At 63.5% G+C, this 12,584-nt stretch carries 13 protein-coding genes; 8 read left to right on the top strand and 5 right to left on the bottom strand.

The window, feature by feature from the left end; genetic code table 11:
- The first annotated feature begins 170 nt into the window (after window positions 1–170).
- The 3 genes from cysS (at window position 171) to RMN99_RS04015 (ending at window position 2,686) form a co-directional block, all read left to right on the top strand.
- Entirely contained in the window at window positions 171–1,592 is a 1,422-nt protein-coding gene (cysS, locus tag RMN99_RS04025; RefSeq protein WP_309622006.1) for a cysteine--tRNA ligase, read from the top strand.
- Between the two features lie 198 nt (window positions 1,593–1,790).
- The gene (locus RMN99_RS04020) at window positions 1,791–2,234 is read left to right on the top strand and encodes an endonuclease domain-containing protein (RefSeq protein WP_409035229.1); all 444 of its coding nucleotides are present in this window, start codon (window positions 1,791–1,793) and stop codon (window positions 2,232–2,234) included.
- Window positions 2,231–2,686 carry an RES family NAD+ phosphorylase gene (locus RMN99_RS04015; protein WP_309622004.1) on the top strand — a complete coding sequence of 152 codons (456 nt, stop codon included), beginning with the start codon at window positions 2,231–2,233 and terminating at the stop codon, window positions 2,684–2,686. Before RMN99_RS04020 ends, RMN99_RS04015 begins: the two co-directional genes overlap by 4 nt.
- Here RMN99_RS04015 and RMN99_RS04010 read toward each other — a convergent pair.
- Window positions 2,683–3,552 carry an alpha/beta hydrolase gene (locus RMN99_RS04010; RefSeq protein WP_309622003.1) on the bottom strand — a complete coding sequence of 290 codons (870 nt, stop codon included), beginning with the start codon at window positions 3,550–3,552 and terminating at the stop codon, window positions 2,683–2,685. The two genes, RMN99_RS04015 and RMN99_RS04010, sit on opposite strands and share 4 nt — an antisense overlap.
- A 116-nt stretch (window positions 3,553–3,668) precedes the next feature.
- Between RMN99_RS04010 and trxB the strand changes: the two genes are divergently transcribed.
- Window positions 3,669–4,622 (top strand): thioredoxin-disulfide reductase, encoded by a 954-nt coding sequence (gene trxB / locus RMN99_RS04005; protein WP_309622002.1) that lies wholly within the window; start codon window positions 3,669–3,671, stop codon window positions 4,620–4,622.
- On the opposite strand, the gene RMN99_RS04000 is transcribed toward trxB, so the two are convergent.
- The 4 genes from RMN99_RS04000 to RMN99_RS03985 are packed head-to-tail and all read right to left on the bottom strand — an operon-like array spanning window position 4,619 to window position 7,378.
- Window positions 4,619–5,428: a hydrolase 1, exosortase A system-associated gene (locus tag RMN99_RS04000; protein WP_309622001.1), complete on the bottom strand. Its 810-nt coding sequence runs from the start codon at window positions 5,426–5,428 to the stop codon at window positions 4,619–4,621. The genes trxB and RMN99_RS04000 overlap by 4 nt on opposite strands.
- Window positions 5,425–6,045 (bottom strand): hypothetical protein, encoded by a 621-nt coding sequence (locus RMN99_RS03995; protein ID WP_309622000.1) that lies wholly within the window; start codon window positions 6,043–6,045, stop codon window positions 5,425–5,427. Before RMN99_RS03995 ends, RMN99_RS04000 begins: the two co-directional genes overlap by 4 nt.
- Window positions 6,046–6,101: 56 nt before the next feature.
- A complete protein-coding gene (locus RMN99_RS03990; RefSeq protein ID WP_309621999.1) occupies window positions 6,102–6,362 on the bottom strand; it encodes an acyl carrier protein in 261 nt (86 codons plus the stop codon).
- 11 nt (window positions 6,363–6,373) lie between these two features.
- The gene (locus RMN99_RS03985) at window positions 6,374–7,378 is read right to left on the bottom strand and encodes a GNAT family N-acetyltransferase (protein WP_309621998.1); all 1,005 of its coding nucleotides are present in this window, start codon (window positions 7,376–7,378) and stop codon (window positions 6,374–6,376) included.
- Window positions 7,379–7,414: 36 nt separating this feature from the next.
- Between RMN99_RS03985 and RMN99_RS03980 the strand changes: the two genes are divergently transcribed.
- From RMN99_RS03980 to RMN99_RS03965, 4 genes are all read left to right on the top strand, one after another.
- Complete coding sequence (locus tag RMN99_RS03980; RefSeq protein ID WP_309621997.1) at window positions 7,415–8,977, top strand: acyl-CoA ligase (AMP-forming), exosortase A system-associated; 1,563 nt, start codon at window positions 7,415–7,417, stop codon at window positions 8,975–8,977.
- Window positions 8,974–10,200, top strand: coding sequence for a pyridoxal-dependent decarboxylase, exosortase A system-associated (locus RMN99_RS03975; protein ID WP_309621996.1), 1,227 nt, complete (start codon window positions 8,974–8,976; stop codon window positions 10,198–10,200). Before RMN99_RS03980 ends, RMN99_RS03975 begins: the two co-directional genes overlap by 4 nt.
- 177 nt (window positions 10,201–10,377) lie before the next feature.
- The gene (locus RMN99_RS03970; protein ID WP_309621995.1) at window positions 10,378–11,022 is read left to right on the top strand and encodes an XrtA/PEP-CTERM system exopolysaccharide export protein; all 645 of its coding nucleotides are present in this window, start codon (window positions 10,378–10,380) and stop codon (window positions 11,020–11,022) included.
- Between the two features lie 25 nt (window positions 11,023–11,047).
- Window positions 11,048–12,577: an XrtA system polysaccharide chain length determinant gene (locus RMN99_RS03965; RefSeq protein ID WP_309621994.1), complete on the top strand. Its 1,530-nt coding sequence runs from the start codon at window positions 11,048–11,050 to the stop codon at window positions 12,575–12,577.
- The last annotated feature ends 7 nt before the right edge of the window (window positions 12,578–12,584 follow it).

Genomic DNA, 12,584 nt, shown 5'->3' with positions numbered 1-12,584 from the left:
CAGTTGAAATTGATTTCCAGCCGCTCATCGATGATCCCGTTACCGGCGCTGGCAACGATGATAATTGGGCCATCGATGATAAAGCCGATTGCGCACCCGATGATGAAAGCTGCCCCGCGCCAAAATGAGAGAGTTGACGGCGGGGCGGTTTGGCAGGCAGGACGCAAGCCATGACGCTTCACCTTTACAATAGCCTTACGCGATCACTTCAAGCCTTCGATCCGGTCGAGGAAGGCAAGGCCAAGGTCTATACCTGCGGGCCAACGGTGTATAATTTCCAGCATATTGGCAATATGCGTGCTTATGTGTTCGCCGATACGTTGGGCCGTGTGCTGCGGTATAAGGGCTATGATCTGACGCACATCATCAACATCACTGATGTCGGGCATCTGACCAGTGATGCCGACGCCGGCGATGACAAGATGGAGAAAGCCGCAGCGCTTTCGGGCAAGACGGCCTGGGACATTGCAGCGTTTTACACCGCAGAGTTCAAGCGCGATCTGAATTGGCTCAACGTCACCGAACCCGCCAAATGGACCGTCGCCACCGACTATGTCCCGGCGATGATCGACTACGCCAAGAGCATCGCCGACAAGCACTGCTACGAGCTCGACAGCGGGCTCTATTTCGACGTTTCGACCGTCCCCGATTACGGCCGCCTGGCCCGCGCTGCGACCGATGAAGGCGAAGGCCGGATCGACGAGGTTTCGGGCAAGCATCATCAGGCCGATTTCGCCATCTGGCGTAAGACGCCTGCGGGTGAGACCCGCCAGATGGAATGGGATTCCCCATGGGGCAAAGGCGCGCCCGGTTGGCACCTCGAATGCTCGGTGATGAGCGCGGCGGAATTGGGCATGCCGTTCGATATCCATACCGGCGGGATCGACCACCGCGAGATCCACCACCCCAACGAAATCGCCCAGAACCAGGCGCATGAGTGCAGCGCCCACACCGGCGCAAGTATCTGGATGCACAACAATTTCCTGATCGACCGGGGCGGCAAGATGTCGAAATCGGCGGGTGAGTTTCTGCGGCTGCAATTGCTGGTGGACCGGGGCTATCACCCGCTGGCCTATCGGCTGATGTGCTTGCAGGCGCATTATAGGTCTGAACTTGAGTTTAGTTGGGAAGGGCTGGGGGCTGCGTTGGTGCGGCTGAAGCGCATGGTGATGGGGGTTGAAGCGCTGAAGGTTCAACTGGCAGAGAACAATGGAGGCATGGTGGGAGCGCTCAGTGCCGATTTTGACGCTGAGATATCCAATGACCTGAACACCCCGAATGTACTTTCCTTATTGGATATTGTCATTTCTTTGAAGAATACCGCTGACAAGGAAAGGATGGAAGCTATTGGTGCGATGGACAGAGTACTAGGCCTAAATCTCCTCACTCTATCCCGCGCCGACCTTCGCATCCGTCCCAAATCCGCGACCATCACTGAACCTGAAATCGAAGCGGTGCTTGCCGCTCGCAAGGAAGCCCGTGCCGCCAAGGACTTCGCCACCTCAGACCGCCTGCGTGACGAACTCGCCGCTCAAGGCGTCGAGGTGATGGACGGCGATCCGCTGGGGTGGGACTGGAAGCTTGGGGAATAGGGCCCCTCCGTCAGGCCTGCGGCCTGCCACCTCCCCATCGCAAGTCGATGGGGAGATTCACGCAACGGTCGCGCAAGAGTCTCCCCATCGACTTGCGATGGGGAGGTGGCAGCGCGAAGCGCTGACGGAGGGGTGCTTGTGAGCCGGCCAGCCAAGCGAGCAACCACCATCCGCCGGGCCAAACGCTTGCGCCGGGAGATGTCGCTCCCTGAAGCTATGTTGTGGCGGCATTTGCGCGGTTCTCCCCAAGGCATCCGGTTCAGAAACCAACATCCGGCGGGCAATTATGTGCTCGATTTCTTCTGCGCGCGAGCCAATCTGGCGATTGAGGTCGATGGCATTGCGCATGACATGGGCGACCGGCCAGCGCGTGATCTGGCGCGGGATACGTGGCTGGACACGCACCGGATCGATGTGTTGCGGATTGCGGCGCGCGAGGTTCTGGCTGATCCAGTGCAGGTTGCCGAGGGCATTATCGCGCTTGCGGCTGAGCGGCTGGTGCGGTTTGGTAAGGCCCCTCCGTCATCGCTGCGCGATGCCACCTCCCCATCGCAAGTCGATGGGGAGAATCGCTCGAAAATCTCCCCATCGACGTGCGTTGGGGAGGTGGCAGGCCGCAGGCCTGACCGAGGGGCGAAATGAAGCTCTGGCGCCTGACCCGCGTGCCCTATGTGGCGCTGGACGGGAAGGGAGCCGAATTGAACGGCGCACGTTATGCGCCTTCCGGTCATCCGGTGGTCTCGCTGGCGAGCGAGGCTGGGCTCGCGGTTCTGGTGGCGCTGCGCTATCAGCCGCGCGATCTGGTGGGCTTGCCGGATGACTTTGTGCTGGGCTGGACCGAGGTTGATGTGGTGCCCGAACGCGTGCCCGATCCGGATGAGGATACCATCCGGGCGTTCGTGGGCGAATGGCTGGATACGCAGCGATCACTGACCTGCGCGATCCGCTCTCGCGTGCTGCCTGAGGCCGACGTGATTTACCTCAATCCGCGCCATCCCGATGCCGTGCGGGTCGCGCCGCTGACCACCCGGCCGTTCGATTTTGCCGAATGCCTGCACCGTCCGCCGATGCTGGACCGTTTCTCCAAGGCCTAGAGAAACGCCTTCACTTCACGCATGAAGCGATCGAACTGGTCATGGTGGAGCCAGTGCCCGGCGTTTTCGAATTCGCTGACCTTGTGATCCTGGAAGACCATCGCCCGGCCATCGGTTTCCGGGTTTGAGGCCCACGAATCCGCGCCATAGAGGAACAGGATCGGGCAGGTTATCGCCGCCCACAACTCGTTGGTGCGGTCTTCGGGCACTTCGTCGAACGGCCAGACGTTGAGGTAGGGATCGAACTTCCAGCTCCAGGTGCCGTCTTCGTTGCGGCTGGCACCGTGGACGGTCAGGTGGCGGGCCTGTTCGTCGGTGAGGAAGCCGTTCTCATCCTTCATCCGGGCAAAAGCGGCCTCGATCGTTTCATAGCGCCGCGGGATCCGGGCCGAGGCCTTGCGCTTGTCCTCGATCCATTTGCGGAACCGGGTGGAATAGCCTTTGGCCTCGCGTTCGGCGCGAACTTTGGGGGAGGGGCCGAGGCCTTCGATATTGACCAGCTTGCGGACCTTTTCCGGGTACAGCCCGGCGAACCGCGTGGCGACATTGCCGCCCAGCGAATGCGCCACGATCGTCACAGAATCGCGCCCCAGCGTGTGCACCAGCTGCGCAAAATCATAGACGAACATGTTCATCTCGTAATTGCCGTCGGGCGCCCAGGCGCTGTCGCCGTGGCCGCGCAGGTCGGGCGCGATCACGTGCCAGTCTTTGGCAAGCTCCTCGGCCACCCAGTCCCAGCTGCGGCAATGATCGCGTCCGCCGTGCTGAAGGATCAGCGGCGGTGCTTCGGGGTTGCCCCAATCGACATAATGCATGCGCAGGCGCTGCGAGATGAAGCTGTTGGCGGTGGGTCCGTTGATGCTCATGGGGCTGCGATTTGCGCGCTTTGCTGCGCTGCGTCAATCCGGGGAAATTCACGACCGCAGGACTCGCCAAGCGGTGCGCCGCTTCCTATCTGGTGCGCCAACGCACGGAGACACAGATGGCCACCCACACCACCCGCATGCTGATTATCGGTTCCGGCCCGGCGGGCCTGTCCGCCGCGATCTATGGCGCGCGCGCGGGCATGTTGCCAATCGTGGTGCAAGGGCTGCAGCCGGGCGGGCAGCTGACCATCACCACCGATGTCGAGAATTACCCCGGTTTTCGCGATGTGATCCAGGGCCCGTGGCTGATGGAGGAAATGCAGGCCCAGGCCGAACATGTCGGCACGCGGATGCTGTGGGATACGATTACCGAGGTCGATCTGTCGGGCTCACCGTTCCGCGCGATCGGCGATAGCGGCGATGTCTATGAAGGCGATACGCTGGTGATCGCCACCGGCGCGGCGGCCAAGTGGCTGGGCGTGCCGGGCGAGCAAGAGCTTTCGGGCAAGGGCGTTTCGGCCTGTGCCACCTGCGACGGGTTTTTCTATCGCGGCAAAAAGGTGGTGGTGATCGGCGGCGGCAACACCGCGGTGGAAGAGGCGCTGTACCTCACCAACCATTCGCAGGACGTCACGCTGATCCACCGCCGTGATAGCCTACGCGCCGAAAAAATCCTGCAAGACCGGCTGTTCGCGCATCCCCACATCAAGGTGCTTTGGAACAAGGCGGTCGACCACTTCGTTGGCGGCGATACGGGCCTGATCGGGGTCGCGATGAAGGATACCGTGACCGGCGAGAGTTCGGTGGAACCGACCGACGGCGCGTTTGTGGCGATCGGCCACGCCCCTTCGACCGAGCTATTCCAAGGCAAACTGCAAATGGATGGCGGCGGTTACCTGATTGTTGAACCCGGTACGCCCAAGACAGCGGTCCCCGGCGTGTTCGCCTGCGGTGATGTGATGGACCACACTTATCGTCAGGCGGTAACTGCGGCGGGCACCGGCTGCATGGCGGCGCTTGATGCCGAACGGTTTCTGGCCGAGCGGGATTTTGCGGCGTCGAAAGCTTAGGAAACCCCGCGCAACGCCGCCAGGATCTGCCCCTGCAGCCAGATCCGTGCTTGCGGCTCGACAAAACTGTGACCAGCGCCGGGGCATTTGCGCAGGCGGCTGTCGCCCTTGTCCCAATGCGCGAGGAAGGCCTGTGCGGTGCGGTCGTTCTCGGCGATCAAGATCGCTGCGCTGCCGCCGAATCTGCTCAATCCGTTGGCGATCTCCTGGGCTAACGTGCTTGGCGGTGGATCAGACTTGACCGCGGCGGCAATCGATCCGGCCAGCTTGCCCACTTCGACCTTGCCGCTGAGCAGGCGTTTCCAGGCCGATAAGTCGACGATCCGGCGCAAGTAATGCGCGCGAATCGCGGCAGGAGGCATTTCGGGTTCGGCTGCAGGGGCCTCGCGTTCGGGTTCAGGCTCCGGTTCGAACGTCCACGGATTGGCCAGCACCAGACTGTCAAAACCGGTGCCGCCTGCCAGCATCAGCGCGCTCGCGGCATCGCAATTACCGTAAGCCACCATGCGCCGCAGCGTCGGGACATGGGCCTTGAACGCATGCAGCGCTGCAGCGATATCGTCTGTGCTGTCAGCAAAGGTGGCGTTGCTGCCCGAACTGTCGCCCACGCCGCGCCGGTCATAGCGAAATACCGGAAAACCCGTGGTCGCGATCTTGTCAGCCAGTTCGGCATGGCTGCCGAACGGCCCGCAGCGCAATTCGTTGCCGCCGGTTACGATCAGCAGCCCGGTGGTGGCCGCAGCCATATCGATGCTGCCGGCCAGCGTCTCGCCCGCGCAGGCAAAGATGACGTGGCGGCGCTTCACGCGGCCAGCGCCACAGCTACGACAGCAGCCAGGGCATCAGCCTGCGCCGGATCTTCGTCCGGCTCGGCGCGCAGCCACAATGATCTGCCGCCGACAAGTTCGTGTTCGATTGCGGTGATCCCGGCTTGCTTGCCCGGCACCAGAGCACCCAGCTGGCGCAGCATTTCGCCCGACAGCGAATAGCCAGCCAGGTCGAGCCCCATTTGCAGCCCCTGTTCCATCAGCGCGTCGACGCTTTCCTCGCGGCCGGCCTCACGCGCGCCCAGGATCCGGGCGCGCAGCATCGTGCGCAGCAGGCTGGCGCCCTTGACCGGCGCATAGTGCCACCCGCCAAGCTTGCCGGGCAGGATCAGCCCTCCGCCGCGGACCGCCAGCACATGGGTCGCGCCGAAATGCCGCGCCGCCGCTTCCAGCGCCATGCGCCAGTCTTCGGGTTCGATCAGCGCCAGGTCCTGCTCGCTTTCGTTGCAGCCGGGCAGATCGGGCAGAAAGCAATCGATCCCAGAACCGCCCAGCCGGCGCATCACTTCGACCGTAAAGCGGCGCAGCTTGTGGGCTTCATCGAACAGGGCAGGGGCCACCAGCACGCGGGTGTCGCGGCCGGAATCAAAGACCAACGCAAATTCACGCGCCGCCGCTCCGCCGGGGAGCGGGCAAGGGTATTCGGCCGCCTTCACGCCCCGGCCAGCTTGGCACGCGCAAAAGCGAGTAGCGAGCCGTAGGTTTCGAACAGGTCGCCATCGATCTCGTCTTCGTCGATCACGATGTCCAGCCGGTCTTCCATCTCGGTAAGCAAGCCCGCAACCGCCATCGAATCGAGTTCGGGCAGATCGCCGAACAATCCGGTTTCGGTGGTAAACGCTTCGGTCTGGCCGGGCTTGAGGCCCAGCACATCGGCAAGAACTGAGCGAAGTTTGGTGTCGGTAGTATCCATGGATGCCTGCTCTAGCCGCCGGAGCGCAGGCTGCGCAAGGCAGCGCGCGCCATCTGCGGCCAGTTTCCGGGCCAGCCCGGGCGATACATTTCGAGCGCAAAGCGCGGCCGCACCGCTTCCATCCAGTCGCGCTTGTAGCCATCGTTGCCGGTGCCGAAATCGACCAGTGAAACGCGGTCGCGGTCGATCACTTGTTCGAACAGGGCAGCAGACAGTGTGGTGCCGGGGGAAAGCGGCTTGGAGGCCTGGGTGTGCGCCAGTTTGTGGATGAAGGCGGTGCCGTGCTCCACGGTCCAGAACTGCGCGGCGATGGGCTCTGCGTCAGCATAGGCGAGGCCCATGCGCAGGCGGCCCGCTTGTCCTTCGGCTTCGGCAAAGGCGCGCAGGAAGGCGGGGCTGCCCTCGCTCGGCTTCCAGCTTTGCGCATAAACCGCTTCATAGGCGTCCCAGCTGGCAGGGTCGAACTCGGTTTCAAGGCGCACCTCCACCTTGCCGCCCTTGCGCTTCAGCGTGGTGCGCAGCGGGCCAGGACGGGCAGCCATATATTCGGCGAAGCTGCGACCACCAACGGCCAGCACATGGTTCACATCGCACTGGCGGCGGAACACAGTCCATCCTGCGCTGCCGAAAGCGTGCTGAAGCAGGTCGGTCTCGCCGTTCTCATTGGGCAGGGGGGATAGGATGATGCGCGGGCCTTGTGTGGCCAGATCGGCCGCCAGCGCCGCAAACAGCGCGGCCTTGTCGGCGCCCTCGGTGACCAGAGGAGCGACCCGGAACGAATACCAGTTGGCCAGGGCAACGATCGACCGGCCCTGGCGCAGCAGCGGCAGGACCGCGCGGCTGTGACCATCGCGCGCCTCCGCGATCAGCGGCAACATGTCGCAGTGCTTCAACAGGCCGCGCCACCAATCAAGCCGGTCAAACGGTGCCTGCGCATGCGGTGCATCAAGCAATGCCGCCAACCGCGCATCGCCTTGCACTTCGTTAAGATCATCGTGATAGGTAACCACGATCACTTTGCAGTCCATCCCGTCATTGGAGCGAACAAGTCCTTGTCTGCGCAGCCTAATCCTGATCCCAGGCCGATCGACCATGTGGCCGAACGTGGCAATGACGCAGCCCCGGCACTGGTGCTGCGCAGTGGCACCCTTAACCACAAGGACTTAAAGGATCGTGTCGCAAGGCTGGCCGGATGGCTGCAGCGTCTGGGGCTTGAACCGGGCGCGCGCGTGGCTAGCTGGGCCGCCAAGGGTGAGCTGACGTGCCTGATGCCTTTGGCCGCGCCGCGTGCCGGGCTGGTCCACGTCCCGATCAATCCACTGCTTAAACGGGCGCAAGTGGCGCATATCCTGGCCGATAGCGGCGCTGCATTGCTGATGGCAACGCCGTCGCGGCTCGGCACGCTGGAACCCGGCGATTGCCCGGGCCGCTGCTGCGCCTTGGCCGAGGACGCAGTTCTGGACGAGGCCAGCACTGCCGAACCAATCGGTCCGTCGTCTGCCGATCCGCACGCGCTCGCCGCGATTCTCTATACCAGTGGATCAACCGGGCGGCCCAAGGGCGTCATGCTCAGCCATGCCAACTTGTGGCTGGGGGCCGATAGCGTCGTTTGCTATCTGGGCATGGCCGCCGATGACGTGACCTTGGCCGTGCTGCCCTTTGCTTTCGACTATGGCCAGAACCAGTTGCTCAGCACCTGGTCCGCCGGGGGCTGTGTGGTCCCGCTCGATTATCTGGCACCGCGCGACGTCATCAAGGCGGTAGAGCGCCACGGCGTCACCACGCTGGCCGCAGTGCCGCCGCTGTGGGTGCAATTGACCGAGCTTGAATGGCCAGCAGATGTGGCCGCCAATCTCCGCCGGCTGACCAATTCGGGCGGTGCGCTGACGGTGGACCTCGTACGCAAATTGCGCGGCCTGTTTCCGGCGGCGCAGCTGTTCCCGATGTACGGCCTGACGGAAGCTTTCCGTTCCACTTACCTCGATCCGGCGCTGGTCGGCGCGCATCCCACGTCGATGGGCAAAGCCATCCCGCACGCCGAAGTGCTGGTCATCGGCGATCACGGCGGTGTGACGGCCGATGGCGAAGAAGGCGAGTTGGTCCATTGCGGGCCGCTGGTCGCGCAAGGTTATTGGCAGAATCCGGCGCGCACCGCCGAACGCTTCAAACCGGCCCCGGCGGGCTCGCGCTATGGCGGCATGGCGGTGTGGTCGGGCGACCAGGTGCGGCGCGCGGCGGATGGATTGCTCTATTTCGCTGGCCGCCGCGATGCGATGATCAAAAGTGCGGGCAACCGCATCAGCCCGCAGGAGATCGAGGACGCGGCGCTGGCCAGCGGACTGGTTGCTGAAGCTGTCGCCTTGGGTATTGCCGACGCGCGTCTCGGCCAGGCCATAGCCCTTGTTGTGCGCGCCGCACCGCACGCAGATAGCCCGGCCAACCGGCTTCCGGCCATTTTGAAGAGCGAGCTGCCAAATTTCATGCAACCGGCGGTCATTCATTGGATCGAGACCATGCCGATCAGCCCCAACGGCAAAATTGATCGCGCGTTGCTGCAGCAGACTTTGCGAGATGCCGCGGTGGGGCGTGAAACAGCGCGGGAACTTGGAGCATGAAGCCGCTTGGCCCCATCCCGCCCGGTTTTGGCATGATCGAAGGCCAACTGGCAATCGGCGGACGCAAGGTGCGTGAGCTTGTTGCCGAAGCCGGCATGACGCCGCTGTTCGTCTATTCAGCCGATCGCATCCGGCGCCGGGTGACTGACTTGCTCCATACGATGCCATCGACTGTTGCATTACATTATGCTGTAAAAGCAAATTCATATGCGCCTGTTCTTCATCTCATGTCTGAACTTGTGGACGGGTTCGACATCGCTTCGGGCGGGGAATTGGTCATGGCGCTGAATGCCGGGCTCGATCCGTCGCGGATCAGCTTTGCCGGGCCGGGCAAGCGTATCGATGAAATCGAGGCGGCGATTACCGCCGGTGTCACGCTCAACCTTGAAAGCGAGGGCGAGGCGGTGCGCGCGCTCGAAGCTGGCGAACGGCTGGGGATCACCCCGCGCCTCGCAATCCGTGTCAATCCGCCGTTCGACCTCAAAGGTTCGGGCATGAAGATGGGCGGCGGGGCCAAGCCGTTTGGCGTGGATGCCGAACGCGTGCCGGCCATGGCCCGCGCGGTGATCGCCAGCGGCGCGGAATGGCGCGGCTTTCACATCTTTGCCGGAAGCCAGGCGTTGAGCACGCCCGCGATCATCGAAGCGCAGGAGCAGGCCATGGCGCTGGCCGCGCAGCTGGCAGAGCAAAGCGGCGCTGCGCTGCCGCACTGCAACCTCGGTGGCGGGTTCGGCATTCCCTATTTCCCGGGCGACGAGCCGCTCGATATTGCCGCCATCGGCGCGGCCTTGGGCGAGGCGCTCGAGCGCCGCGCGCCGGCGTTGCAAGACACCCAGTTCTGCCTCGAGCTGGGCCGCTACCTGGTTGGCGAAGCAGGCGTCTATCTCACGGAAATCGTTGACAGAAAGCGAAGCCATGAGGAGCTGTTCCTGGTCGTTGACGGGGGCCTTCATCACCAGCTTGCCGCCAGCGGCAATTTCGGCACGGTGGTGCGGCGCAATTACCCCGTGGCGATCGCCACCCGCATGGACAAACCGGCGGACGAGGTGGCAAACGTCGTCGGCTGCCTGTGCACCCCGCTCGACCGGCTGGCCGAGAAGGGGCAATTCCCGCACGCCGATGTGGGTGATCTGGTCGCGGTGTTCTGCGCCGGTGCCTATGGCGCCAGCGCCAGCCCGGCGCAGTTCCTCGGGCACGGTCCAGCCGCGGAAATGCTGGTTTAACAAAGACATTTCGAGGCGTCCCATTCCGGGACCGGGTCCATCTGCGCACACAATCTGCACATAAGGCTAACGCAATATTCACCCTTTTTTCCGATAGCGGAGGCCGAATTGCCGGGTTTTCGCGTCGGGTAGGGCATTCCTGCGGCGGGGGCCGGGCACCTTGGAAGGACATGCCCGATGAATTTCTCTCGCTTTTCCAGCCTTCTGGCCGGCCTGGCCATGGCCAGCCTGGCACTGTCTGGTTGCGCTGGGGCTGGCAGCGGACCGCAGCTTCCGCCCGCCAGCTTCGTGGCGATGCAGGAAGGCCCGGGCGAGGATTACATCATCGGTCCGCTGGATGAACTGACCATCTTCGTGTGGCGCAATCCCGAGCTGGGTGCCAAGGTGCAGGTGCGCCCCGATGGCCGCATCACCACCCCGCTGATCACCGACATGCCGGCCGTGGGCAAGACTCCCAAGATGCTGGCCGATGACATCACCTTGCAGCTTTCGCAGTATATCCAGGACCCGCTGGTCTCGGTGATCGTCAACAAATTTGCCGGAACCTACAGCCAGCAGGTGCGGGTGATCGGCGCGACCGGCAAGCCCGCTTCGCTGCCTTACCGCGCCAACATGACGCTGCTCGACGCGATGATCGCGGTCGGCGGTCTCAGCGAATATGCCGCCGGCAATCGCGCCAAGCTGATCCGCTTCGACAAGGAAACCGGCAAGCAGAAGGAATACGCGCTGCGCCTTGGTGACTTGCTCAAGAAGGGCGACAGCCGCGCCAACGTGATGCTGATGCCCGGCGATGTGATCATCATCCCCGAAAGCCAGTTCTGAGCGAAGGGCGGATCAGGGACGCACGATGACCAACATTTTTGACGAACTGCGCGCAGCGCTCCATTCGGTCTGGCACCGCCGCTGGCTGGCGCTGGGTATCGCCTGGGGGCTGTGCCTGGTGGGCTGGCTGATGGTGGCGATGATCCCCAACAGCTACGAATCTCGGGCCCGGATCTATGTCCAATTGGACGACATGCTGGCCCAGCAAATCGGGATCGGCCAGGGCGACCGCAAGCAGGGCGTGGACCGCGTCCGCCAGACGCTGACCAGCGCGGTCAACCTTGAAAAGGTGATCCGTTCGACCCCGATCGGTGCCGATATCACCACGCCCAAGCAGATGGAAGCCGCTGTGCTTGGCCTTGGCAAGATGATCAAGGTTGAGAGCAGCCAGGAAAACCTGTTCATCATCACCGCCAGCTATGGCGATGGATCGAACAGCGATGCGCAGAACGCCAAGATCGCGCAGCTGATTGTCCAGAAGATGATCGACATCTTCCGCGAAGAGAATCTGGCTGGAAACCGCGGTGAAATGAGCACTTCGCTCGAATTCATGGATGGCCAGCTGGCCCAGCGCCAAAAGGAACTGGCGACTGCCGAGCAAAAGCGTTTGCAGTTCGAAGCGCAGAACCCGTCGCTGGCCGGCGGCGCTGGAGCAGGCCTGCAAAAGCTTGAAGCAGCACGCGCCGAACTGCGCGGGATCGATGCCGATCTGGCCGCCGCGCAAAGCGCGCTGGCCGCGATCAACGGCCAGATGGCCGGCACCCCCAGGACCATTGCCGGTGCCGCCGGCCCGGTCGGCGGGGCGCGCGGCGCGCTGAACGAGGCCCAGGCGCAGCTCAATTCGCTGCGCGCACGTGGCCTCACTGAAAATCATCCCGACGTGATTGCGGCGCGCAACCAGGTGGGTGCACTGCGTTCAGCAGCAGCAGCCGAAGGCGGCGGCGGGACGCCGGGTATGCCCAATCCAGCCTATTCCTCGCTCGAATCGATCCGCGCCGAACGCCAGGCCAATGTCCAGGCGCTGTCCGCCCGCCGCGCAGCCGCGCAGCAGGAAATCACCACGTTGACCGCGCAGCAGTTCTCCAACCCTGCTGCTGCGGGCGAATATCAGCAGATCACCCGCGATTACGATGTGCTCAAGCAGCAGTACGACAAGCTGCTGCAGAACCGCGAACAGCTGCGCATTCGTGGCTCGATCGAAACCGAGCACAATTCGGTGCGTTTCCAGGTGATCGACCCGCCGGCCAGCCCGCGCAGCCCGATTTCGCCCAATCGCCCGCTGTTGCTGCTTGGCGTGCTGATCATGGGGCTGGGCGCCGGTGTGGCCGCGTCCTTCGCCGTGGGCCATCTACGCTCGACCTTTTCCACCGCGAACCGGCTTGAAAAGGCCATCGGCCTGCCGGTGCTGGGCGCGATCAGCCAGACGATCAGCGAACCGGCCCGGATCCTGCGCCGAAAGCGGATGAAGTACTTTTATGCAGCCAGCAGCGCGCTTGTCGGCCTGTTCGTCATCCTGCTGACGATCGAGTTCGTGCAACGCGGCATGGTGGCCTGAAGGGATC

The organism is Novosphingobium sp., from assembly GCF_031417815.1.
Lineage (GTDB): Bacteria > Pseudomonadota > Alphaproteobacteria > Sphingomonadales > Sphingomonadaceae > Novosphingobium.
Note: the sequence above shows the minus strand (reverse complement) of the source record. Positions and strands in the feature narration are given on the sequence as shown.

What these genes read in the sequence shown, in the direction of transcription:
- RMN99_RS04020 (WP_409035229.1), top strand. Translation starts at nt 1,791, where the DNA reads ATGTCGCTCCCTGAAGCTATGTTGTGGCGGCATTTGCGCGGTTCTCCC.
- RMN99_RS03970 (WP_309621995.1), top strand. Translation starts at nt 10,378, where the DNA reads ATGAATTTCTCTCGCTTTTCCAGCCTTCTGGCCGGCCTGGCCATGGCC.
- RMN99_RS04015 (WP_309622004.1), top strand. Translation starts at nt 2,231, where the DNA reads ATGAAGCTCTGGCGCCTGACCCGCGTGCCCTATGTGGCGCTGGACGGG.
- RMN99_RS03975 (WP_309621996.1), top strand. Translation starts at nt 8,974, where the DNA reads ATGAAGCCGCTTGGCCCCATCCCGCCCGGTTTTGGCATGATCGAAGGC.
- cysS (WP_309622006.1), top strand. Translation starts at nt 171, where the DNA reads ATGACGCTTCACCTTTACAATAGCCTTACGCGATCACTTCAAGCCTTC.
- RMN99_RS04010 (WP_309622003.1), bottom strand. Translation starts at nt 3,552, where the DNA reads ATGAGCATCAACGGACCCACCGCCAACAGCTTCATCTCGCAGCGCCTG.
- trxB (WP_309622002.1), top strand. Translation starts at nt 3,669, where the DNA reads ATGGCCACCCACACCACCCGCATGCTGATTATCGGTTCCGGCCCGGCG.
- RMN99_RS03965 (WP_309621994.1), top strand. Translation starts at nt 11,048, where the DNA reads ATGACCAACATTTTTGACGAACTGCGCGCAGCGCTCCATTCGGTCTGG.
- RMN99_RS03990 (WP_309621999.1), bottom strand. Translation starts at nt 6,362, where the DNA reads ATGGATACTACCGACACCAAACTTCGCTCAGTTCTTGCCGATGTGCTG.